The organism is Streptomyces anulatus, from assembly GCF_014650675.1.
GTDB lineage: Bacteria > Actinomycetota > Actinomycetes > Streptomycetales > Streptomycetaceae > Streptomyces > Streptomyces anulatus.
This window is the reverse complement of sequence record NZ_BMVK01000007.1, coordinates 69,410-91,560: the sequence shown is the minus strand read 5'-3', so window position 1 is coordinate 91,560 and position 22,151 is coordinate 69,410. Positions and strand designations below refer to the sequence as shown.

At 73.2% G+C, this 22,151-nt stretch carries 19 protein-coding genes; 7 read left to right on the top strand and 12 right to left on the bottom strand.

All coding sequences use genetic code 11. The features are described from left to right. Positions 1 to 4 precede the first annotated feature (4 nt). The 6 genes from IE272_RS19030 to pgfA form a co-directional block, all read right to left on the bottom strand. Positions 5 to 730 (bottom strand): class I SAM-dependent methyltransferase, encoded by a 726-nt coding sequence (locus IE272_RS19030; RefSeq protein WP_190007337.1) that lies wholly within the window; start codon positions 728 to 730, stop codon positions 5 to 7. After that, complete coding sequence (locus tag IE272_RS19025; protein WP_050357492.1) at positions 727 to 2,055, bottom strand: condensation domain-containing protein; 1,329 nt, start codon at positions 2,053 to 2,055, stop codon at positions 727 to 729. Before IE272_RS19025 ends, IE272_RS19030 begins: the two co-directional genes overlap by 4 nt. Continuing rightward, on the bottom strand, positions 2,055 to 6,431 hold the full coding sequence (locus IE272_RS19020) for an alpha-(1->3)-arabinofuranosyltransferase domain-containing protein (RefSeq protein WP_190007336.1): 4,377 nt from the start codon (positions 6,429 to 6,431) through the stop codon (positions 2,055 to 2,057). The genes IE272_RS19025 and IE272_RS19020 overlap by 1 nt, the downstream gene beginning before the upstream one ends. After that, positions 6,428 to 7,147 carry a class I SAM-dependent methyltransferase gene (locus tag IE272_RS19015; protein WP_047175341.1) on the bottom strand — a complete coding sequence of 240 codons (720 nt, stop codon included), beginning with the start codon at positions 7,145 to 7,147 and terminating at the stop codon, positions 6,428 to 6,430. Before IE272_RS19015 ends, IE272_RS19020 begins: the two co-directional genes overlap by 4 nt. Next, positions 7,144 to 8,337, bottom strand: coding sequence for a glycosyltransferase family 4 protein (locus IE272_RS19010; protein WP_057661304.1), 1,194 nt, complete (start codon positions 8,335 to 8,337; stop codon positions 7,144 to 7,146). The genes IE272_RS19015 and IE272_RS19010 overlap by 4 nt, the downstream gene beginning before the upstream one ends. A gap of 314 nt (positions 8,338 to 8,651) precedes the next feature. Continuing rightward, complete coding sequence (gene pgfA / locus IE272_RS19005) at positions 8,652 to 9,635, bottom strand: cell envelope lipid trafficking protein PgfA (protein ID WP_050357489.1); 984 nt, start codon at positions 9,633 to 9,635, stop codon at positions 8,652 to 8,654. A 184-nt stretch (positions 9,636 to 9,819) separates the two neighbouring features. Between pgfA and IE272_RS19000 the strand changes: the two genes are divergently transcribed. Beyond that, the gene (locus tag IE272_RS19000) at positions 9,820 to 9,972 is read left to right on the top strand and encodes a hypothetical protein (protein ID WP_007452005.1); all 153 of its coding nucleotides are present in this window, start codon (positions 9,820 to 9,822) and stop codon (positions 9,970 to 9,972) included. Beyond that, on the top strand, positions 9,969 to 11,171 hold the full coding sequence (locus IE272_RS18995) for a PucR family transcriptional regulator (RefSeq protein WP_190007335.1): 1,203 nt from the start codon (positions 9,969 to 9,971) through the stop codon (positions 11,169 to 11,171). The genes IE272_RS19000 and IE272_RS18995 overlap by 4 nt, the downstream gene beginning before the upstream one ends. A 66-nt stretch (positions 11,172 to 11,237) precedes the next feature. Here the strand turns inward: IE272_RS18995 and IE272_RS18990 are convergent, their stop codons facing one another. From IE272_RS18990 to IE272_RS18980, 3 genes are all read right to left on the bottom strand, one after another. Next, positions 11,238 to 12,023 (bottom strand): 3-oxoacyl-ACP reductase, encoded by a 786-nt coding sequence (locus IE272_RS18990; protein ID WP_190007334.1) that lies wholly within the window; start codon positions 12,021 to 12,023, stop codon positions 11,238 to 11,240. Between the two features lie 5 nt (positions 12,024 to 12,028). Continuing rightward, complete coding sequence (locus IE272_RS18985) at positions 12,029 to 13,411, bottom strand: aldehyde dehydrogenase family protein (RefSeq protein WP_190007333.1); 1,383 nt, start codon at positions 13,409 to 13,411, stop codon at positions 12,029 to 12,031. 68 nt (positions 13,412 to 13,479) lie between these two features. Beyond that, positions 13,480 to 14,844, bottom strand: a complete 1,365-nt coding sequence (locus IE272_RS18980; protein WP_190007332.1) for a glutamine synthetase family protein — start codon at positions 14,842 to 14,844, stop codon at positions 13,480 to 13,482. Between the two features lie 133 nt (positions 14,845 to 14,977). Between IE272_RS18980 and IE272_RS18975 the strand changes: the two genes are divergently transcribed. The 3 genes from IE272_RS18975 (at position 14,978) to IE272_RS18965 (ending at position 18,192) form a co-directional block, all read left to right on the top strand. Continuing rightward, positions 14,978 to 15,739: a FadR/GntR family transcriptional regulator gene (locus tag IE272_RS18975; RefSeq protein WP_190007331.1), complete on the top strand. Its 762-nt coding sequence runs from the start codon at positions 14,978 to 14,980 to the stop codon at positions 15,737 to 15,739. A 181-nt stretch (positions 15,740 to 15,920) separates the two neighbouring features. After that, entirely contained in the window at positions 15,921 to 17,390 is a 1,470-nt protein-coding gene (gene eat / locus IE272_RS18970) for an ethanolamine permease (RefSeq protein WP_056699179.1), read from the top strand. Positions 17,391 to 17,448: 58 nt separating this feature from the next. Beyond that, entirely contained in the window at positions 17,449 to 18,192 is a 744-nt protein-coding gene (locus IE272_RS18965) for a gamma-glutamyl-gamma-aminobutyrate hydrolase family protein (RefSeq protein ID WP_190007330.1), read from the top strand. Between the two features lie 60 nt (positions 18,193 to 18,252). Here IE272_RS18965 and IE272_RS18960 read toward each other — a convergent pair whose 3' ends face one another. The 3 genes from IE272_RS18960 to IE272_RS18950 all read right to left on the bottom strand — a co-directional run bounded on the left by IE272_RS18960 (position 18,253) and on the right by IE272_RS18950 (position 20,388). Then, positions 18,253 to 19,020 (bottom strand): hypothetical protein, encoded by a 768-nt coding sequence (locus tag IE272_RS18960; RefSeq protein ID WP_190007329.1) that lies wholly within the window; start codon positions 19,018 to 19,020, stop codon positions 18,253 to 18,255. A 139-nt stretch (positions 19,021 to 19,159) separates the two neighbouring features. Then, on the bottom strand, positions 19,160 to 19,741 hold the full coding sequence (locus IE272_RS18955; RefSeq protein WP_007451990.1) for a TerD family protein: 582 nt from the start codon (positions 19,739 to 19,741) through the stop codon (positions 19,160 to 19,162). 71 nt (positions 19,742 to 19,812) lie between these two features. Next, positions 19,813 to 20,388, bottom strand: a complete 576-nt coding sequence (locus tag IE272_RS18950; protein ID WP_032792079.1) for a TerD family protein — start codon at positions 20,386 to 20,388, stop codon at positions 19,813 to 19,815. 259 nt (positions 20,389 to 20,647) lie between these two features. On the opposite strand from IE272_RS18950, the gene IE272_RS18945 reads away from it, so the two are divergent. Both IE272_RS18945 and IE272_RS18940 read left to right on the top strand, forming a co-directional pair. Continuing rightward, a complete protein-coding gene (locus IE272_RS18945; RefSeq protein WP_056699177.1) occupies positions 20,648 to 21,079 on the top strand; it encodes a BlaI/MecI/CopY family transcriptional regulator in 432 nt (143 codons plus the stop codon). A 2-nt stretch (positions 21,080 to 21,081) separates the two neighbouring features. After that, on the top strand, positions 21,082 to 22,014 hold the full coding sequence (locus tag IE272_RS18940; protein ID WP_190007328.1) for a M56 family metallopeptidase: 933 nt from the start codon (positions 21,082 to 21,084) through the stop codon (positions 22,012 to 22,014). Positions 22,015 to 22,151: the final 137 nt, after the last annotated feature.

Here is a 22,151-nt window from a genome sequence, read left to right as displayed (position 1 = left end):
CGCGCTACCTCCGCCGCGCGTGGGCCAGCAGGATGGAGGCCGCCCCGGGCACCGCGCACGCCGCCCGGTCCACCAGCCGCAGCGGACGCGGCACCCCGTGGAAGGGGGCGCCCTTGATCGTCACATCGGTGAAGCCGGACGCCGTCAGGAACGAGCGCAGCGCACGGGCCGTGTACAGCCGCAGATGCCCGACCACCTCCGAGCCGGGGCGGCCGTGGATCCCGCGCAGACTGACCTCCGAGAACACCGGCTGCACCCCGGCGAGCAGCAGCGCCCGGTTGTACCAGGCCGCCAGATTCGGGGTGGACAGCATCAGATGGCCGCCGGGCCGCAGGACCCGCCGCAGCTCGTCCAGCGCCTGGTCCGGGTCGACCAGATGCTCCAGGATCTCGCTGAACAGCACCGCGTCCGCGCATCTGTCGGCCAGCGGCAGCCCGCCGTGCTCCAGCTCCCCGCGCACCACGAGGCCCATCCGGGGGCGGGCCCTGCGCAGCGCGTCCTGCGACCAGTCGACGCCGATCAGCCGGTGCCCGGCGAGGATCGGGGCCGCCGTGGCCGCCGCCGTGCCGTCGCCGCACCCGATGTCGAGGATCACCTGCCCCGGCGCGTCCAGCGCGTCGGCCAGCAGCCGGGCCTGCCGCAGGGTGCGCCCGTCGCCCGAGGCGACCGGGACGGCCGGGTTCTCGTAGAAGTCCCGCAGCCCGGGCGGGGGAGAGGTGGTGCCGGTCATACGGTCTCCGAGGACGTCGAGGCCAGGTGACGGGTGAACAGCTCGCGCAGGCGTACGCCGTCCTCGTCCCCCAGCAGGGTGCGCGACCAGCGCAGCGCCAGATGCAGCCGGCCGCCCGTGGACGCCGTGGTGAACGTCAGCCCCCGGGGCATCCGGGCGGGCGCGGAGAACCACACGGCGGTGGCCCGGCCCGCCTCCCCGAAGTCCAACGGGTACGGCACCCGGCCGATGTTGCTCAGCAGCGTCGTCGAGGTCCACGGCCCCGCCAGCACCCGCAGCCCCCGGGTGACGGCGGCGCGGGCGGCCACGGGCAGCAGCGGCGCGGTCAGCAGGGAAGCGGACCGGCCCAACGGGGGGCGGGGGCGCGCCTTGAGCGCCCGGGTCCGCTCCGCGGTCGCCCGGAGCAGGGCGGGGATGTCCGCCCCGGGCGCCAGCTCGGACCCGGCGAAGCCGACCTCCACCAGCCGGGTGCCGTTCCCGATCGGCATCTCGGGCCCCCGGGTGCGGTCGTCGACCGGCATGGTGATCCGCAGCGGACGGCGGTCGGCCCCCGGCGCGCCCTGCGCCCGGTTCCAGTCGGCCACCGTGAGGGCGGTGGCCACCATCAGCTGGTCGTTCACCGTGTACGGAGCGCCGGACTCCCGCCGGGGGACCGGCAGTTCGACCAGCAGCATCGCGTTGCCCGGTACCGGCGCGGGCCCCGGCGAGCCCGCCGCGATCCGGGCGGGCCGGGCCAGCGGCGCCGCCGGGGACTCCCCGGCGAGCGGCCCGGACGCCGGCCGCGCCGGTGCGGGGGCCGGCGGGACGCGGTGCGCGCCGTAGACCTCGGCGGTCGTCGCCGCCAGCCGCATACAGGCCGGGCCGTCGAGGGCGGTGTGGTGCACGGTGAAGAGCAGCACACACCCCTCGGTCCCCGGCTCCTCGACCACGGCGAGCCGCAGCGGCGGCGACGCCGTCAGCGGCGGGGCCTCGTCCAGCGCCCGCGACCGGGCCCGGTCGAGCGCCCCCGGCGCGGACGGCGGGAAGGAGACCGGATCCGCGTCGGGACCCCCGGTCAGCTCCCACTCGTAGCGCCGGGCGAACGGGGACCTCGGGCGCTCCCGCATCAGCGCCCGGGGGTGCCGGGCGAGCGCCTCGGCGAACGCGGAGCGCAGCCGCGCCTCGTCCACCCGGCCGGGCAGATGGATCTCGATGTGCACGGTGTTCGGCTCGGCGTCCTGGGCACAGTGCCGGGCCACCTCGTCGACCACCGGGAACGGCACCCGGGCCGGGGCCCCGGGCCGGGGCACGCCGCCCCGCGCCCGGGGTTGCTGCGTGGTCGCCATCAGGTGCTCCCTCCGGGACGGGACGGCGGCTGCTGGCCGCCGAGCCGCTGCGTCGGGCTGTCGCCGCCGTCGCCTCCGCCCGTGCCGGATCCGTACCCCGTTCCGGGCGCGGGAGGCGGAGTTCCCTGCGGGTGCTTCGGGTCGGTGGACAGCGTGCGGCCCGAGGCGGCGGCCTGCGCCGGCACCGTGGGCGCCTCGCCGTCCGGGGCGGCCGTGCCCGGGCCCCCGGCGGCCCGCCTGCCGAGCGGCCCGCGTCCGACCGTGACCAGGGCGGCGAACAGCCCGACCAGGGCCAGGAACTGGGCCGTCGCACCGAATGCGCCCTCGCCCTCGGCCGTGGTGTCCCCGGTGCCCACCGCGGCGACGACACCCGCGGCGGCCATCGCCGCGAACGCCAGCGGCGCGAGCAGCTTCGGCCGGAAGTGGGCGAGTACGGCGAGGACCGGCACCGCCAGGGCGAGCGGCCCCGCGATCACCACCCCCACCAGGGTGAGCGCCACGGTGCCCAGGACCAGACCCGGACCCGGCACGACGGGCTGCTCCTCGGCCGCGTACGGCTCGGCTCCCCGCCGGCGTCCGAAGGCGAGCCCCACGAGCACCAGGAGCAGGGCCCCCGCGCCGATCAGACCCACCTGGTAGATCCGGGCCGGCTCGTACTCCAGGGTGACCTTGCCGCCCTCGCCCTCCGGGATCAGCCAGGCCTGCTGCCAGCCGTCGATCCGCAGCGGCGTCAGCTCCTTGCCGTCCAGGGTGGCCTTCCAGCCCTTGTTGTGGTTCTCGTGGATCTGGAGGTAGGAGGCCTCGCCCGCGCCGACGGCGATCGTGCGCCGGTCGCCGTCGCCCCGCTCGACGTCCACCGAACGCGGCGTGCTCGCCGCGGCCTCGGAGGTCCCCTTGCTCAGCGTGACGTCGGTGATGGCGAGCGGTCCCGCGTCACCCGCCTCGACCGTGGTGGACGAGGCGGCCAGCTCCACCGTGCCGCCCTCCGTGCACGGCGTGACCTCGATGGGGCGGCGCTGGGTCAGGTCCCGCACCAGGCCCTCGGCGCGGGTCTCCAGGAACGTACCGCCGACGGACAGGATCGGACCCTTGCCGCAGGCCAGGCTGAACTTCTTGTCCGGCTTCGGCTGCGGCGAGCGGTACTCCTCCAGGGCCGGGATGTAGACCTCGCTCAGCCCCACCGGCAGCTGCAACTGGTCGTCGGCGACCGGGTTGTGGACGGTCAGCGGCGCCTGACGCGAGATGGTGATGTCCATCCGGTCGGTCCTGATGGGCGAGAAGCGGGCCATGCCGTTCTCGTCCACGGAGGCCACCGCCGTGCCGTCGGGGGAGCTGATCTGCACCTGCTCGGGGCGGGTGGACAGACCGCCGGCCGCCGCGAAGACGATCTCCCCGATCTCCTTCTTCTCCGGCCAGGACAGATGCAGTACGGGGCGTTCGCCCGCGATCCACGCCGTGGTCAGATCACCGTCGGTCAGGTTGCGCGGACTGAGGCTGGTGCCCAGCCGTGCCGTGGAATCGGCGCTGACCTCGATCTTGTCCCGCTCGCCCGTCAGCTCGAACAGCAGCTTGTCCAGGTCGTCGCCGGGCACCGGCACCGCGCTGGCGGAGACCTTGTACGGTCCGGCCTCCTGGGCGGTGAACTGCCGGTGCAGGCCGACCTCGGCCGCCACCGACGACAGACCGCCCGGGTCGCTGCCCCGTCGCAGGGAGTAGACCGTGGAGTCCGCGCCCTCGCGCGGCGCGTCGGAGGGCAGCTCCAGCATCCGGGTCACCTGCACCCCGGGGATCGCGATGTCGGTGAAACCGGCGCCGGTGAGTCCGGGACGCCCCTGCTGGGACTCCAGGATCGTCACCTTCAGCCAGGACGCCTGCCCGGTGGGCGCGGCCACGGTCTGCGTCGATCCGTCCGGCTTCAGCGGGCTGTCCTTGAAGCCCCGCTCGGTCTCGACCCGCACGACGGTCGGCGCGGCCCGCACGTTCGCGCTGGGCAGCGGCGTCACCTGCAGCGAGCCCGGAAGCTCCGTCGGGGTGGTGAAGTCGATCCGTACCCACTCGTCCTCGGGCGAGCCCGGGGACCCTTCCGCCCAGCCGGTGTCCGGGTTGCCGTCGAAGGCGTTGACCGGGTCGTACTGCGGCAGATGGAACAGCCAGTTGCCCACCGAAGAGGCGCTGACCTTCTTGGCGCCCCGCAGCACAGCGGTCGTCTGGTGCTCCGCGCCGGACGTCGGCAGGATCTGCCGGGGGCTCCGGTCCGGATCCTGCGCGGCCTCCACCGCGTTGCGCTCATCGGCGGTGTACGTGTAGGAGGTGTTGGAGTTGACCAGCCCGAACCGGGTGTCGGCACGCCGCAGCCCGTCGCCCGCCGCGTACAGCGACGGCCGTCCCAGACCCGGGTGCGCGTCACCGGCCAGCACGGCCGGCCGGCCGTTCACCGCGCCGTTCGCCGACAGCGGCAGCAGGGACTCGGGCCCGCCGCTCACGACGGCGGTCGAGGCCACCGGGGCCGTGCTCGCCCGCCCCGGACGCTCCGTCCCGGCGGGCGGCTCGTAGATCTCCACGGCCCGCTGCCGCGGATAGAGGCCCTCGACCTGCACGGGGGTGTCCGCGGCGATCCGGCCGCCGGTCATCACCGGACCGAATCCGGTGACGCGCTTGTACCCGGACGCCTCCAGGGTGCGCTTCACCGTGGTCGTGGGGACGTACCCCAACTGGTCGGGATCCAGGTCGTTGCGGACCACCACGTAGTGCAGTCCCGCCCGGTTGAGGTACTCGCTCAGTCCGGGGACCTCGCCGCCGGTGGTCAGCGCCTGCTCGACCGCGTCCATCGCCCGACGGTTGCCCGGCGTGCCGAACGGCACGTAATCGCGTTGCGCCCAGGGCGAGTTCGCCAGCACGTCCAGCGGCTGGTCGATGGGGGAACCCCAGGTGTAGATGCCGTGCGCGGTCGCGGGGACCACCAGGGCGCGGTCGTCGGCCGAGTTCTTCTTCAGCCAGCTCCCGGTCGTCTCCCAGTACGTGGGCAGCTGCTGGAACGAACCCGTCTGCAGGATCGAGCCGTTGACGTACGGCCAGGCGAGCCCCGGCAGCACGAGCGCGGCGGCGATCACCGGCACGAGCCGGCGGGTGCGCACCGGGGTGCCGCCGCCACGCGCCGCCGCGGCGGCGGAGGCCACTGCGGTGAGGTGCGCGAGGCCCAGCGCCAGGGCCAGCGCAAGACCCGTCTGGAACTTGTAGATGTTGCGGAACGGAACCAGCCAGCCGTCCAGCCAGTCCTGCACGGTCCCGTGGAACAGCCCGCCCAGCGCACCGCCGTAGCCGGCGAGTGTGATGAGCGCGACGCTCAGCACGGTCAGCACCAGCCAGCGGCGCTCGGGCAGATCACGGCGCGCCAGGCCCGCCAGGCCCAAGGCCGCGGCGAAGGCCGAGCCCAGGATGGTGACGGTCGCGGTGGCGACGGTCCAGCCGGCCGGCAGCCAGGCCTCGCCGAAGTTCAGATAGCCGACCCAGTTCCCGCCGCCGCGCAGCACCTCGGTCGCCGACATGGTCGTCGTGGTGGTGTACGAGGACTCCACGTACGGCATGAAGTTCTCGCCGAAGGTGCCCAGCAGCAGCAGCGGAACGATCCACCAGGCGGTCGCCAGGATCACGCCCGGGATCCACCAGGCCAGCAGGGCGCGCTTGCGCGGCCCGCCGGGACGGGACAGCAGATACAGCCCCACCGGCAGCAGCGAGGCCAGCGTGGAGGCGGCGTTGACGCCGCCCATCAGCGGGATCAGCAGCGCGGACCGGGCCGCGGCGATCCTCGGCGCGAGGCGCGGGTTCGTCAGCGGCAGCAGCACCCACGGCAGCAGGGCGCCCGGCAGGGCCGCCGCCGAGGTCGAACCCACGACGATGGTGTACGTCGGCCACAGCGCGTACGCGACCGCGCCGAGCAGCCGGGTGGCCGGGGAACCCACGGCCAGCCGCTCCGCCAGCCGGAGCGCGCCCCAGAAGGCGGTCGCCACGATCAGCGACAGCCACAGCCGCTCCGCGAGCCAGACCGGTACGTGCAGCAGGTCGGCCGCCCCGTAGTACGGCAGCATCGGGATGGCGTAGCCGACGTACTGGTCGGCGATCCCGCCGAACCCGGCCCGGCTGTGCCACAGCTCGCCCAGGTCGCCCAGGAAGCGCCAGGGGTCCGCGACGACGCCGAGCTTGGTGTCGAACGTCATCCGGCCGGGCGACACCGCGAGGAACGCCGCGAACACGGCGGCCCAGAAGCCCAGCAGCCAGCGCCGTGAACGGGGCGTGGGCGGTCCGTCGGCGGGGCCGGAGGGCGCGGGACCCGCGCCCTCCGGGGCCGTGGACCGGGGTGGGTGGACAGCGCTGGTCATGAACACCGCCGGAGGATGAGGAGGAGGTTCCAGGTGGCAAATTCCCGCAGTACGGGGATTCGCGGCACGAGCTGGGGAAGGACGGGCCAGTAGCGCGAGCGTGCTGAGACGACGGTCACGTCGGAGCGGCTCCGGACGTGGCTCAGGGTCTCCCCGACGCCGATCTTGAAGAGGTTCTCGCCGAGCCGGTGCTTGGCCGGGCCGCCGGTGCGCCGCTCGTAGCGGCTCCGGGCGCGTTCGGCGCCGAGGTAGTGCCAGGGCGCCCACTCATGGCCGCCCCACGGGGAGAGCCAGTTGGTGTACGAGACGTAGATGAGGCCGCCGGGGCGGGTCACCCGCGCCATCTCGCTGAGGAAGGTGTGCGGATCGGCGACGTGCTCCAGCACGTTGGAGGAGAAGCAGACGTCGGCCGCGCCGTCGGCGAGCGGCAGCAGATAGCCGTCGGCGACGACGGTGTCCGCGCGCTGCCCGGGGCCGATCTCCGCCGGATCCGGTTCGAAGAGGTAGCTGTGCGCGCCGCGCCGCCGGAACTCACGGGTGAAGTAGCCGTCGCCGCCGCCGATGTCCACGACGACCTTGTCGCGGAGCGGCCCGTGCCGCTCGACCTGGTCGGCCGCGTCGCGGGCCAGCAGGGTGTATGCGGTGGCGGGGTCGCCCTGTTCGCGCAGGAAGGCGCGGAACAGGGCGGCCGACCGCCGGAACGAGGGGTCCTTCACGCGCTCGCGCCGATCGCCGGGGCGCTCGGGCCGCCTGCGGTCCCGGCGCTCGCGCCGGCGGTCGCCTCGGCGGCGACCGCGGCGAACCGGCGCACACTGGCGGTCCACCGGTAGTCGGCGGACCGTTCGCGGGCCGCCTTGCCCATCGCCTCGCGCCGCTCGTCGTCCAGCGCCAGCGCGCACCAGGAGGCGGCGAAGGACGACGCGCCCGGGGCGAGGATCCCGGTGACACCGTCCTCGACGGAGTCGCGCAGCCCCGGCACGTCGAAGCCCAGGGTCGGGGTGGACCGGGCCGCGGCCTCCGTGACCACCAGCCCCCACCCCTCCACGGCCGCCGGGTGCAGGAGCATCCACGCGGCGCAGAGCAGTCGGTGCTTCTCCGCCTCGGTCACATGACCGGCGAACTCCACTCCAGGACCCGCGAGTTGTTCCAGCCGGGCCCGCTCGGGGCCGTCGCCGACGATGACGAGCCGGCCGCCGGTGACCGGCCGGACCCGCTCCCAGAGCTGGAGCAGCAGATCGATGCGCTTGTAGTCGACGAGCCGGCCCAGGGCCACGAACAGCGGTGTGTCGGACCGCTCGCTCTGCGGGCTCGGCTCCTGGACCCCGTTGTGCACCACCCGGATCCGGCGGTCGGGCACGCCCAGTTCGCGCAGCGCGCCCGCCGTGGACGGGGACACCGCGATCATCAGGTGGTCGCGGTAGGCCCGGGACAGGGCCCAGTGTTCGAGCTTGCGCCCGGCACGGGCCACCGGCGTCGGGAAGCGCATGTCCCACAGGTCGGTGTGCACATGGTTGACCAGGCACACGGTGGGACCGCGATGCCACAGCGGGGCCAGGTACGGCATGCCGTTGCAGACCTCGACGAGCAGGTCGCACGTGCCGATCCGCCGGGCGAACGCGGACCGTGCGCCGACGTAGTGCCCCAGCGCGGAGCCCGCCGAGACGACCCGGTAGGGCCGGCGGGCGGCCGGTCCGCCGCACAGCAGCGTGACGTCGTGGCCCTGCTCGGTGAGGCCCAGGGCGAGCTGGTCGACGAGCAGCTCGGAGCCGCCGGCGGCCGGATTGCCCAGGTCGCGGTGGGCGAGGAAGACGATGCGTCTCGGGGTCGCGGGGACCGTGGCGGGCGCCGGGCCCTGACCCGGACGCGCGACGGCGTCAAGCAGTGGGGGAGGGACGTGCTGGGGCATGGGTGCTCCAACTCGGCTCGGGGAGCGGGGACTCGGGGGAGCGGCCCTCGGGGCGAGGGCCGCTTGGAGAGGGGACGTACCGGGGGCCGGGACAGGGGTGCACCGGGCCGGGAACCCGGCTGCGGGGCGAGGGATCGAGAAGGGTGATGAGAGAAGAGGAGATGAGGGTGATGCGGGTGATGCGGGTGATGAGGAAGTGAAGAGGAGAGGGACGGACGGGGACGAGACCGGGGGGCCGTGCTCTGGTGGGGATAGACAGTTTTCGGCACGGCTACGCGCCCGGCTACTCACCGGTGCAACAACTTGCCGGTAACTCAGGTGTGCGGAATCGTCATCATGTGAGTATTCGGTGCTTCCGGCTCCGTCCGGCGGCCCCGGACGACGAGCACGACGCCCGCCAGCGCGAGCACACCGCCCAACCCCGCCGCCCCGGCCGGCGCGGTCGTGCCGAGCATCGCCAGCCGGTCGCTGTCCGCCGACGCCAGCTCGACCTGCTTGAGCTGGGTCTCCTCGGTGAACTCCACGCGCTTGCTCTCCAGGAGCACGACGGCGTCCTTCGTGGAGCCCGGGGCGCGCAGCGTCTTCCTCGGGCCGATCGCCGCGTTCATGATGCGACCGGTGCGCTGGTCCACCACCAGCTCGATGCCGCTGTTGGAATACCACTCCTCGGCCAGCACCTGGGGGATCTTCTTCTTCCCCACGAGCAGTCCCGGCACCTGCCGCACCCCGGTCTTCGTGGGTTCGACCTCGCCCTTGAAGAGCAGGCCGGAGTAACCCTGAACTTCCTGCTCACCGGCGTAGGAGAGCCGTACGACCCCGCCGAGCGTGCCGTCCCACCAGCGGTAGGAACGCTTCTCGACGTCGAAGGGGAACTTGAGGTAGGCCTCCCCGTCGAACGTCGGGGACTCCTCGCAGCAGTGGACCGGCTCGTTCGTGGCCCGGTCGGTCACCCAGCGCTCCAGCGTCCACTGGAGGGCGTCACGGGGGTCGGAGGCGGGCAGGGTGCCCTGGTGGTCGACCGAGGTGGAGACGTCCCACACGGCGTTGCCGCTCTTCTCGCTGTCGGCCACGTCCCCGCGTACCTGCCGCGTGATCGTGATCGTTCTGCCTTCGACCGTCTCCACCTCGGACGTGTCGAAATAGCTGCCCGTCCCGGTGAAGACGGTGGTGGTGTCGATGTCGATGGGGGTGCGCTTGGCATGCGGCTGGACGTACCAGACGAGCAGCGGCGCGAGGACGAGCAGGAAAACCCCTGCCCCCAGCAGGACAAGCGACAGGGGTGAAGCGTTGTGGCGCATCCGGGCACTCCTGGGTCGAAATCTCTTCGCGGAGGTGCACGGGCCCGGGCCGGTCAGCCCTCGATTGGCGTGAACAGTAAGCAAGCCCTTGACGGAATGTCAATGTGCTGTCGACACTGTGTCCCAGCCGGAGGGGCCCGGCTGCAGGGGTGGGGATCGCCTCCAGCAAGGAGCTGACCCGACTATGCGCAGACTCATCGCCGCCGCTGTCACCGTCCTGGTGGCCGGCACGCTCGCCGTTGGCGCGGCGGTCGGTGTCGTGGCACTGCTCGACGCCACTCCCGACCAGCCCAATACGCCCCTGATCAGCTATGACACCGCCCCGGCGGCTCCGTGACCCGCCCGGCCTGGCAGGACGTCCCCCGGTCGAAGCTCGACCGTTTCGAGGCGATCGCCCGGTCCGAGGCCCCCGAGCTCGCTCAGACGATCCTGTACCAGATTCGCCAGGAATATCCCTATCTGCACCTGGTCGAGGACGAGTCCGGGGAGCCGCTGGCGCTCGTCGGCATCCGCCGCGCCATCGAAGGCTTCGTCCACAACCTCACCGCCGGCGCCCACCCACGGGTGCCGCCGGAGATGTTCCAGGAGTTCGGGCGGGGCGAAGGTCTGGAGGGCCGCAGCCTCGACGCGCTCCAGGCCATCTATCGCCTCGGGGTCCGGCTCACCTGGCGCAGGCTCGCCGAGATCGGCCAGCAGGTCGACATCCCCGCGCCCGCCATGTACGAGCTGGCCGAATCGGGATTCGAGTATCTGGACGGGCTCGTGGAACAGTCGGTACGGGGCTACGCCGAGGCGGCGGCCCGGTGCGCCAGCGAGCGGCTCCGTCTCCAGCGCCAGCTGATCGAGCTCCTCCTGGTGGAACACCGCGGCGACGTGTCCGTGGCCCTGGCCGAGCGGGCCGCCCGCATCGGCTGGGAGCTCCCGGAGACGATCTCCGTGGGCGTGCTCATGCGCCCGGCCCGCGAGGCCGTGGCCCCCGCGGTCGGGCAGGGCATCCTGCTGGAGATGGAGAGCGAGCAGCCGCGCATCGTCATCCCGGACCCGGACACGGCGGGCCGTGCGGAGATCCTGCGGCGCGCCACGGCCGGCTGGTCCGGGGCGATCGGCCCGGCGGTCCCGCTGGCGGCCGCGGCGACCTCGCTGCGCTGGGCGGAGACCGCGGTCCAGCTGATCAAGAAGGACCTGCTGCCGCAGGGCGAGGTGCTGTACTGCACCGAGCGGACGGAGGAACTGCTGCTGCTCCCCGCGCAGGAACTGATCGACGCGTCCGCCCGCCGCTGCCTCGCCCCGCTGGACGGCCTCAGCCCGACCCAGGCCCGGCGCCTGGCCGAGACACTGCTCGCCTGGATCGAGACCCCCGGCGGCGCCCCGGAGGTGGCCGCCCGGCTCGGCATCCACCCCCAGACGGCCCGCTACCGGCTGCGGCAGATCCGCGAGCTGTGGGGTGACGCCATCGACGAACCGGACCAGCGCTTCGAGATGCTCCTGGTGCTCCGCGCCCGGCGCCTCCGGGGCGATTCCCCCACTTCGGGCTGAACGGCGACCGGGCGGCCGGACGTCCACGAACGTCCGGCCGCCGGGGCCGTCGGCAGACCGCCGGGATCAGACCGGGGTGACGTACGCCCCGGCGATCCCGCCGTCGACCAGGAAGTCCGTGGCGTTCACGAACGAGGAGTCGTCGCTCGCGAGGAACGCGACGGCGGCGGCGATCTCGGTCGGCTCGGCGAACCGGCCGACCGGGATGTGCACCAGACGCCGGGCCGCCCGCTCCGGGTCCTTGGCGAACAGCTCCTGGAGCAGCGGGGTGTTGACCGGCCCCGGGCACAGGGCGTTGACCCGGATCCCGTCACGGGCGAACTGCACCCCCAGCTCGCGCGACATCGCCAGGACCCCGCCCTTGGACGCGGTGTACGAGATCTGCGAGGTGGCCGCGCCCATCCGGGCCACGAAGGACGCCGTGTTGATGATGGAGCCCTTGCCCTGGTCGCGCATGTAGGGGATCGCCGCCTTGCAGCAGAGGAACACGGAGGTCAGATTGGTCTCCTGCACCCGCCGCCAGGCCTCCAGGCCGGTGTCCAGGATGGAGTCGTCGTCCGGCGGGGAGATCCCCGCGTTGTTGAACGCGATGTCGACCGAACCGTAGGTGTCGAACGCGGCCTTGAAGAGGGCGTCCACCTGCTCGGCGTCGGTGACGTCGGTACGGACGAAGAGCCCGGCGGTCTCGGCGGCAACGGCCTTGCCGCGCTCCTCGTCCACATCGGCGCAGACGACGTGCGCGCCCTCGGTGGCCAGCCGCCGGGCGGTGGCCAGGCCGATGCCGCTGCCGGCTCCGGTGACGACGGCGGTGCGGCCGACCAGGCGGCGGCAGACGGAAGAAGTGTCGGTCATGGTGCTCAGGCCTCCGTGCTGATGAAGACGTTCTTGGTCTCGGTGAAGGCGGTCAGGGCGTCCGGGCCGAGCTCGCGGCCCAGACCCGACTGCTTGTAGCCGCCGAAGGGGGTCGAATAGCGCACGCTGGAATGCGAGTTGACGGAGAGGTTGCCCGCCCGCAGCCCCTGGCCGACGCGCAGTGCGCGGCCGACGTCCCGGGTCCAGACCGAGCCGGCGAGTCCGTAGTCGGTGGCGTTGGCGAGGCGCAGCGCGTCCTGTTCGTCCTCGAACGGCAGGACCACCGCGACCGGCCCGAAGACCTCCTCGACCGCCACCGGCGCCTCGGGCGGGACCCCGGTGAGGACGGTCGGCGGGTACCAGAACCCGGGGCCCTCCGGGGCCGTCCCGAGGATGGCCCGGCCGCCGTCGGCTCCCCGGCCGCCGTCGACGAGGCTGCGGACCCGGTCCCGCTGGACGGCCGAGATCAGCGGCCCCATCTGGGTCTTCTCGTCGGCCGGGTCGCCCACCACGACGGCGGACACGGCCGGGACGAGCAGGTCGAGGAAGCGGTCGTACACGGACCGCTCGACCAGGATCCGGGTGCGGGCACAGCAGTCCTGACCGGCGTTGTCCAGGAAGGACATCGGCGCGGCCGCCGCCGCGGCCTCCACGTCGGCGTCGGCGAAGACGATGTTGGGGCTCTTGCCGCCCAGCTCCAGGGTGAGCCGCTTCACGCGCTCCGCGCAGCGGGTCATGATGTGCTTGCCGGTCCGGGTGGAGCCGGTGAACACGATCTTCGCCACGCCCGGGTGCTCGACCAGGGCGCTCCCGGCCACCGGCCCCTCGCCGGGCAGCACCTGGAACAGCCCCTCGGGAAGACCGGCCTCCAGGGCGAGTTCGGCCAGCCGGAGGGCGGTCAGCGGCGTCGTCTCGGCGGGCTTGAGCAGGACGGCGTTGCCCGCCGCGAGGGCCGGGGCGAGACCCCAGGCGGCGATCGGCATCGGGAAGTTCCACGGAGCGATGACCCCGACGACGCCCAGCGGCTCCAGGATCGTGAAGTCGATGCCGCCCGCCACCGGGATCTGCCGGCCCAGCAGCCGTTCGGCCCCGCCCGCGCTGTAGTCGAGGAGATCGCGTACGTTGCCGGCCTCCCACCGGGCGTTGCCGATGGTGTGTCCGGCCTCGCGGACCTCCAGCCGGGCCAGTTCCTCGATGTGTCCGTCGACGACGACGGCGAAGCGGCGCAGCAGGCGCGCCCGGTCGGCGGGCGCGGCGGCCGCCCAGCGGCGCTGGGCCGCGGCGGCGCGGGTGACGGCGGCGTCCACGTCGGCGGCGGAGGCCGCGGGGACGGTGGCGACGACCTCGGCGGTCGCCGGGTTCAGGACGTCCAGGGTGGGTGGTGACACGTACGGACCCCGATCACGGAAGCTGGTGGTGGTGGTGCTGGTGGTGGTGTGCGGAGGTGTTCTGGCTGTCAGAGGCGTTCGAAGGAGCGGCGCAGCTCCCAGTCGGTCACCGCGGAGTCGTACGCGGTCAGTTCGACGCGGGCCATGTTCAGGTAGTGCGCGACGACCTCCTCGCCGAACGCCTCCTTGGCGATGGGGCTGGCTTCCCACAGCTCGGCGGCCTCGCGCAGGGTCGTCGGCACCTGGTCGTAGTCCCCGGTGTAGGCGTTGCCCGTACAGGCTTCGGGCAGCGGCAGCCGGTGCTCGACTCCGTACAGTCCGGCGGCGACCAGTCCGGCGACGGCCAGGTGCGGGTTGACGTCGCCGCCGGGCAGCCGGTTCTCGAAGCGCATCGAGGGCCCGTGGCCGACGACCCGCAGGGCGCAGGTGCGGTTGTCGACGCCCCAGGCGACGGCGGTGGGGGCGAAGGAGCCGGGCTGGAAGCGTTTGTAGGAGTTGATGGTGGGCGCGTAGAGGAGGGAGAAGTCCCGCAGCGCGGCGAGCTGACCGGCCAGGAAGTACCGCATCAGCTCGGACATGCCGCCCTCGCCCTCGCCCGCCATCAGGTTCGCGCCGTCCGCGTCGGTCAGCGAGAGGTGGATGTGGCAGGAGTTGCCCTCGCGCTCGTCGTACTTGGCCATGAACGTCAGCGAGACGCCCTCCTGGGCCGCGATCTCCTTGGCGCCCGTCTTGTAGACGGCGTGCTGGTCGCAGGTGGTGAGCGCCTCGTCGTAGCGGAAGACGATCTCGTGCTGGCCGGGATTGCACTCGCCCTTGGCGGACTCGACGGTCAGCCCGGCCTCCTGCATCTCGTTGCGGATCCGGCGCAGCAGCGGCTCGATGCGGCCGGTGCCGAGGATCGAGTAGTCGATGTTGTACTGGTTGGCCGGGGTCAGCCCGCGGTAGTCGCGGTCCCAGGCCTCCTCGTAGCTGTCCCGGAAGACGATGAACTCCAGCTCCGTGCCCACCTGCGCCGTGTATCCGAGCTCCGCCAGCCGGTCGAGCTGGCGGCGCAGGATCTGACGCGGGGCGGCCACCACCGGACTGCCGTCGTGCCACGCGAGATCCGCGATCAGCAGAGCGGTCCCCTCGTGCCAGGGGACGGGGCGCAGGGTGGCGGGGTCGGGGACCATGCCGAAGTCGCCGTAGCCGTTCTCCCACGAGGACATCGCGTACCCGTCGACGGTCCGCATCTCGGTGTCCACGGCCAGGAGATAGTTGCAGCCCTCGGTGCCGTGCTCCAGCACCTCGTCGAGGAAGAACCCGGCCGCGAACCGCTTCCCCTGGAGCCGGCCCTGCATGTCCGGGAAGGCCAGCACCACGGTGTCTATCGACCCGTCCGCGACCCGTGAGCGGAGCTCGTCGATGCCGAGCGGGGGTGTGCGGTCTGCCACGGGATGCCTCCTTGGGTGAACCGGGAGGCATAAGGTATGACAGAGAACCATTGCTTGGGAAGGGGATCCGCCAGTGGCCACGAGGAGAAGAGCCGACGACACCCGTCCGGCCGCAGGAACGGCAGGAACGGCTGTGGCCGATGGGGCGGCCGCGGCCGACGCGGCCGGGGGTGGGAGCGACGCCGCGACCGGCCGCCTGGACTCCGTGCTGCGGCCCGTCCGCGCGGGCAACGGCTTCGAGGAGGCGCTGGAGCAGGTCCTCCAGCTCCTGCGCCTTGGCCTGGTCCCGCCCGGCGAACGGCTTCCCTCCGAGCGCGAGTTGTCCCAGCATCTGCGGATCAGCAGGGTGACGCTGCGCGAGGTCCTCAAGGTCCTCCAGGACCAGAACATGGTCGAGAGCCGCCGAGGCCGCTACGGAGGAACGTTCGTCCTGCCGCGCACCGCCGCCCCCGACGGCAGCGACGAACTGCGCCGCCGCATCGCCGCCGTCGACGTGGAGGACACCCTGCGCTTCCGCGAGGTGCTGGAGGCCGGAGCGGCGGGCCTGTGCGCCGAAGGGCTCCCGGCGGACGGCGGGGCCAGGCTGCGGGCCGCGCTCGACGCGACGCAGGGCGCCCGGCTGGAGGACTACCGCCGCCAGGACACCCTGCTCCACCTCACGCTCGCCGAACTCTCCGGCTCCCGCACGCTCGCCGCCCAGTACGCCTCGGTCCGGGCCACCCTCAACGAACTGCTCGACTGCATCCCGCTGCTGGTGCGCAACCTGGAGCACTCCCAGCAGCAGCACGCGGCCGTCGTCGAGGCGGTGCTCGACCGGGACGCGGACGCGGCCCGCGAGATGATGCGCGAGCACTGCGGCGGCACGGCGGCCCTGCTGCGCGGCTTCCTCGCCTGAGCGGGACCCCGGTCGGCGGGACGCCCCCGGCGGGGCGTCGGTGTCCGGCGCGGAGGCGAATCCGTAACCACTCTTTAACGCACGCCCCTTGCGATTCCCCCGACGTTCCACAAAGGTGTGCCGACGAACCTTTGATCGAAGCAGTTCCAACGATGAAGTCGACACACATCTGGAGCGCCTCATGGCTCAGGGAACCGAAACACCCGCCGGCCCACCCGGTGACGCGAGCCCGGGGGTGTCCGGCACGGACGCGTACCTGCACCGCAGGACCCTGCGCCGGGGCAGCGCCGGCTGGCTGCTGCTGACCGGGCTCGGCGTCGCCTACGTCGTCTCCGGCGACTTCTCCGGCTGGAACATCGGCCTGTCCAAGGGCGGCTTCGGCGGACTCGCGGCGGCCATGGTCCTGATGGGCGTCATGTACGCGTGTCTGGTCTTCGCACTGGCCGAACTCTCCGCCATCCTGCCCACGGCGGGCGGCGGTTACGGCTTCGCCCGGCGGGCGCTCGGCACCTGGGGCGGCTTCCTCACCGGCACGGCCATCCTCATCGAGTACATCCTCGCGCCCGCCGCGATCGCGCTGTTCATCGGCGACTACGTCGAATCGCTGGGCCTGTTCGGCCTCACCTCCGGCTGGCCCGTCTACCTCGCCTGCTTCGCGATCTTCATCGGCATCCACCTCTGGGGCGTCGGCGAGGCGCTCCGCTTCAGCCTGGTGGTGACCGCCATCGCGGTGGCCGCGCTGCTGATCTTCGCCGTCGGCGCCTTCACCGAGTTCGACGCGAGCCGTCTCAACGACATCCCGGCGGACACCTCCGCCTTCGGCTCCTCCTCCTGGCTGCCGTTCGGCCTCCTCGGGATCTGGGCGGCCTTCCCCTTCGGCATGTGGTTCTTCCTCGGGGTGGAAGGCGTGCCGCTCGCCGCCGAGGAGGCCAAGGACCCGGTCCGCTCGATGCCGAAGGCGCTGGCCATCTCGCTCGTCGTGCTGGTCTTCCTGGCCGTCATCACCTTCATCTCCGCCACCGGCGCCCAGGGAGCCAACGCCATCAAGGAGGCCGGGAACCCGCTCGTGGTGGCCCTGCAGGGCACCGGCGAGCCGACCGCCCTGAGCCGCTTCGTGAACTACGCGGGCCTCGCCGGACTGGTGGCCTCCTTCTTCTCCCTGATCTTCGCCGGATCCCGCCAGCTGTTCGCCCTCTCCCGGGCCGGCTACCTGCCGCGCTTCCTCTCACTGACCAACCGCCGCAAGTCCCCCTACCTCGGCCTGCTGATCCCCGGAGTCATCGGATTCGCGCTCGCCGCCTGGAGCGGCAACGGCGGCCGGATGCTGAACGTCGCCGTCTTCGGCGCCACGATCAGCTACGCCCTCATGGCCCTCTCCCACCTGGTGCTGCGCCGCCGCGAACCGGAGCTGCCGCGCCCCTACCGCACCCCCGGCGGCGCGCTCACCTCGTCCGTGGCCTTCGTTCTGGCATGCTCGGCCCTGGTGGCGACCTTCCTGGTGGACCGCGACGCGGCGTTCATCGCGCTGGGCGTGTACGCGGTGGCGCTGGCCTACTTCGCCCTCTACAGCCGTCACCGGCTGGTCGCGGGAGCCCCGGAGGAGGAGTTCGCCGCACTGGCGGCGGCCGAGGCCGAACTCGCCCGCGACTGAGCCCGCCCGCCCCCTGACAGCGACCACGTGATCACCCCGACCCGAAGGAGCCCGTTCCATGTCCCGGCCCGTCATCGGCATCAGCACCTACCAGGACCCGGCCCGCTGGGGTGTGTGGGAGATGCCCGCGGTGCTGCTGCCCGCCGCCTATCCGCGCCTCGTCCGGGCGGCGGGCGGGCTCGCCGTGCTGCTGCCGCCCGACGACGCGCGGGACGCGGCCCGGGACACCGTCGCCGCCCTGGACGGGCTGGTGATCGCCGGGGGAGCGGACGTCGAACCGGCGCGCTACGGGGCGGTCGCCGATCCCCGTACCGGCCCCCCGGCCCGTGAACGCGACGCCTGGGAGCTGGAGTTGATCCGGGCGGCGATCGAACGGGAGGTCCCGCTCCTCGGTATCTGCCGGGGCATGCAGCTGCTGAACGTCGCCCTCGGCGGCACCCTGCACCAGCACCTGGACGACCACACCGGCGGCACCGGCGTCTTCGGCAGCCACCCGGTGACCCCCGTGCCCGGCACCGCGTACGCGGACGCCGTCCCGGAGACCGACGTGGTGCCCGCCTACCACCACCAGGCGGTCGACCGGCTCGGCTCCGGCCTGGTGGCCTCCGCCCACGCGCCCGACGGGACGGTGGAGGCCCTGGAACTCCCCGGGCACGGAAGCCTGGTGCTCGGCGTGCAGTGGCACCCCGAGATGGGCGACGACACCCGGGTCATGGCCGCCCTGGTCCGGGCCGCCCGGGGGCGGGCGGGCCTGCCCGACGCCCTTTCCGCCGACGAAGCGCCCGTACGCGCCCTGACCTGACCGATCTGACCGGCTCGGTCCCAGCCGGCAGCGGCGCCGGCCTCGCGGACACCGTCCCCGTCAGCGGCGCGGTTCGGAGCCGTCCGGGGCGGGCCTGCCGGAGCCCCGGTGGCCGGAGCCCTCGAAACCGGGACCGGAGAAATCGGGTCCCGCGAACGTCGGCGAGCTGAAGCGGGAACCGCGACCGTCGCCCGGGCCCGGCGGGGGCGCCGCCTCGGTGAGCTGCTGGAGGAGGAACGGCCTGATCCCCCGGTCGCGCAGCGCCGCGAGCCACGCCTCACGGGCGTCCTCGACGGCGGGGTACCGGTCGGGCACGGACGCCGTGCCGTCCGCCGACTGCTTCGCCGCCGTGCGGTAGAGGGCGACGACGCTGACCAGGGCCGTGACCGCCGCGACCGTCAGACTGAACCAGCCGACGCCGACGAGGGTGCCCGCCAGGGCGGGCAGGGCCTCGGCGAGCCGCAGGCCGTAGCCCAGCAGCAGGAACGTCGCCGCGGCCACCGCGGCGAGCACCGGTGTCAGCACCCCGAGGACGGCCAGCACTCCGGCCCCCGGCCGCTCCTGATCGCCCGGTCCGGAGAGCGGCGACACCCCGGCGTCCTGTCGCCCGCCCCGGGCCCGCCGCCGCAGGGCCGCGTACCGCCGGTACTCGGCGTCGGCGGCGGACGTCGTGCGTGCCACGGCCGCCAGGCCTCGGACGCGCAGCCGGCCGCCGGGGACTCCGGAGCGTTCGAGCAGGAGTCGGATCTCCGGGGAGGCGATCACCTCGTCGAGTGCGCGTCCGTAGTCGGATCTGTCCTCGTCCCCGAGCCGGGAAGGTCTGCCCATGCTGTCCCTCGGTCGACACAGGTGTGCCGACACCTGTGTGGTGGGTGTTCCGCCCGCCGGACCGCGGGGGTGCGCACGTGCCGCGTGCGCACCTCCGCGGCTGTCCGGTGAGGCGTCCGAAATGTTCTGGAGGGGTGCTCTAGAGGTGCTGCGCGACCGCGGGCATGAGGTCCTGGAAGGTCCGCCCGTCCGCCGGCGCGCCGATCGCGGTCATCTGCCAGCCCGAGCCGGACCGCTGGACCTTGGCCATGATCTGGGCGGTGTGCCGCCCGCCGCCGGTCAGGGTGTACCGGGCCAGCTCCTGGCCGTTGCTCTCGTCGACCAGACGGCAGAAGGCCGCCTCGACCTCCTCGAAGGTCTGGCCGGTGAAGGAGTTCACCGTGAAGACGATCTGGTCCACATGGACCGGAACGCGCCGCAGGTCGACGACGATGGACTCGTCGTCACCGCCCTGGCCCGCCCCGCCGACCCGGTTGTCCCCGGTGTGCTGGACCGAACCGTCGTCACTGGTCAGGTGCTGGAAGAAGACCACGTCCTGCGGGGCCTGGCCCGCGAAGAGCACCGCCGAGGCGTCCAGGTCGATCTCGCGGGCGGTCAGCCGCGCCAGGAATCCCTTACGGGGAGCGGACTTCCAGCCCAGCCCCATCCGTACGACGCCGAGCTCGCCGCCGCCGGACTTGGTGAGGCTGACCTGCTGGCCCTTGGTGAGGTTGATCGTCATCGTTCCGCCTTCGGTGACTGGATGCCTGGGGTGGCTTCGGTAGGGGCGTGCGCGTCAAGGATCCCGGCGGCTCAGAGACTGACGCCGAAATCGGCGACGATGCCGCTCAGGCCGGATGCGTAACCCTGCCCGACCGCACGGAACTTCCACTCGGCGCCGTGCCGGTACAGCTCGCCGAAGACCATCGCCGTCTCGGTGGAGGCGTCCTCGCTCAGGTCGTAACGCGCGATCTCCGCGCCGCCCGCCTGGTTCACCACCCGGATGTACGCGTTGCGCACCTGGCCGAAGCTCTGCCCCCGGCTCTCCGCGTCGTGGATCGAGACCGGGAACACGATCTTCGCGACGGTCGCGGGCACCGAGGCGAGGTCAACCTTGACGATCTCGTCGTCGCCCTCGCCCTCACCGGTGAGGTTGTCGCCGGTGTGCTCGACCGACCCGTCGGGGCTCTTGAGGTTGTTGTAGAAGATGAAGTGCTCGTTGGACAGCACCTTCCCCGCCTCGTCGCAGAGCAGCGCGCTCGCGTCGAGGTCGTAGTCGGTGCCGGTGGTCGTGCGGACGTCCCAGCCGAGACCGACGAGGATCGCTGTCAGCCCCGGGGCCTCCTTGCTCAGCGAGACATTTCCGCCCTTGGCGAGGCTCACGCCCATGATGTTCTCCCTTGTGCGGTGACGGTGTTCACGTGGTGGCGGCCACGCCACGGGTGACGGCGCGGACACGCTGCGACTACAGGAAAATCTACAGCACTGTAGATTTTCGCGGCCAGGAGGCGGGCGGCCCGGCCCCCGGCCGGTGGCCGGGCCCTCCGTCGGCTGGATACGATTTCCCGACACCCGGCAGGCGAATGCGCCACGGCCGGGCGGCCGAACGGAGAAAACCGGGCGGACGGACGGAGAGAGGGGTCGGGCCGTGGACGCCGAAGGAGCCGGTGGCGAGCGGGAATCGCCTGTCCGCAGGCGTGGCCAGGGCGAGCTGGAGGCCCAGGTGCTGTCGGTGCTGGGCGGGGCGAGCGAGCCGGTGACCGCCGCCTGGGTGCTGGAACGGCTCGGCGCGGGCCTGTCGTACAGCACCGTCATCACGATCCTGACGCGTCTGCACGCCAAGCAGGCGGTCACCCGCACCGGGCGGGGGCGCCCCGTCCTGTGGGAGCCCGTGGCGAACGAGGCGGGGCTCGCCGCCCTGCGGATGCGCCGGCTCCTCGACAAGCAGAGCGACCGCGACGCGGTGCTCTCCAGCTTCGTCTCCGTCCTCTCCTCGCACGACGAGGACCTGCTGCGGACCCTGCTCGCCGAGAGCGGTCCCGACGGCACCGACGCGCCCTCGGACCGGCCGGAGCGCTGACGATGGGCGTCTTCGTCTACCTGCCCCTCGTCCTGCCCCTGACCGCGCTGCCGATCGCGCGCCTGGCCGAACAGCATCTGCACCCCCGCAGGGCGGCCCGGCTGCTGACCACCGTCGCCGTGATCCTCGCCTCCTGCTCCCTGGTGTGCCTGGGGCTGCTGGTGGTGGTGGGCACGGCCCAGCTGCCCGGCAACCCGCTGCCCGACGGCTGGTCCGACGCCGAGGTCCGCGAGGCCGTGCCGCACGACGCGTTCGCGGGCAAGGCGTCCATCCTCGCGCTCGTCGTCGTGACGGCGGCCTGCGGATTCACCGTCCACCGCCACTACCGCTTCCGGGCGCGGGCCCACCGGGCGCTCGCGGGCCTGCCGGGCGGCGACCTCGCCGTGCTGCCCGACGACGTCCCGTACGCCTACGCGCTCCCCGGCTCCCCGGGGCGCGTGATGGTCTCCACGGCGTTGCTCGCCTCCCTCGAACCGGCCGAGCACCGGGCGCTGTTCGCCCATGAACGGGCCCATCTGGCGGGACGCCACCACCGGTTGCTGCTCGCGACCCGGCTGGCCGGCTGTGTCAACCCGCTGCTGTGGCCGCTGCTCGGGGCCCTGGTCTACAGCACGGAGCGCTGGGCGGACGAGGAGGCGGCCCGGGTCACCGGCGACCGGCGGCTGACCGCACGCGCGGTCGGCAAGGCGGCGCTCGTCTCCCGCCCGGTGCCCGGCGGCGCCGCCTTCGCCGCCTTCGCCGCGGCGGGGCCGGTGCCGAGGCGGGTGGCGGCGCTCCTGGGCCCGGTACCGCCGGACCGGGGCTGGCCCCCCGCCCTCACCCCGGCCGGCGTCGCCGCGCTCGTCGCCGCGGCCGGGACGACCGTCTCCGCGCTGTCCGCCCTGAACGCGGCCGTCGCGCTGTTCCTCGTCCTGGAGGCGGCGACGCCGCTGTAGGGCCTGAGCCGGGGCGCCCCTCGGACGAGCACCCCGCCCGGAGCCGCGAAGATCCGCCCGACGCCTGCCGCTACAGGGTTGTAGAGTTCATCAGCCGCGGAACGCGGGCCCCGTCGACGGCGGTTCTCCACCCGCCC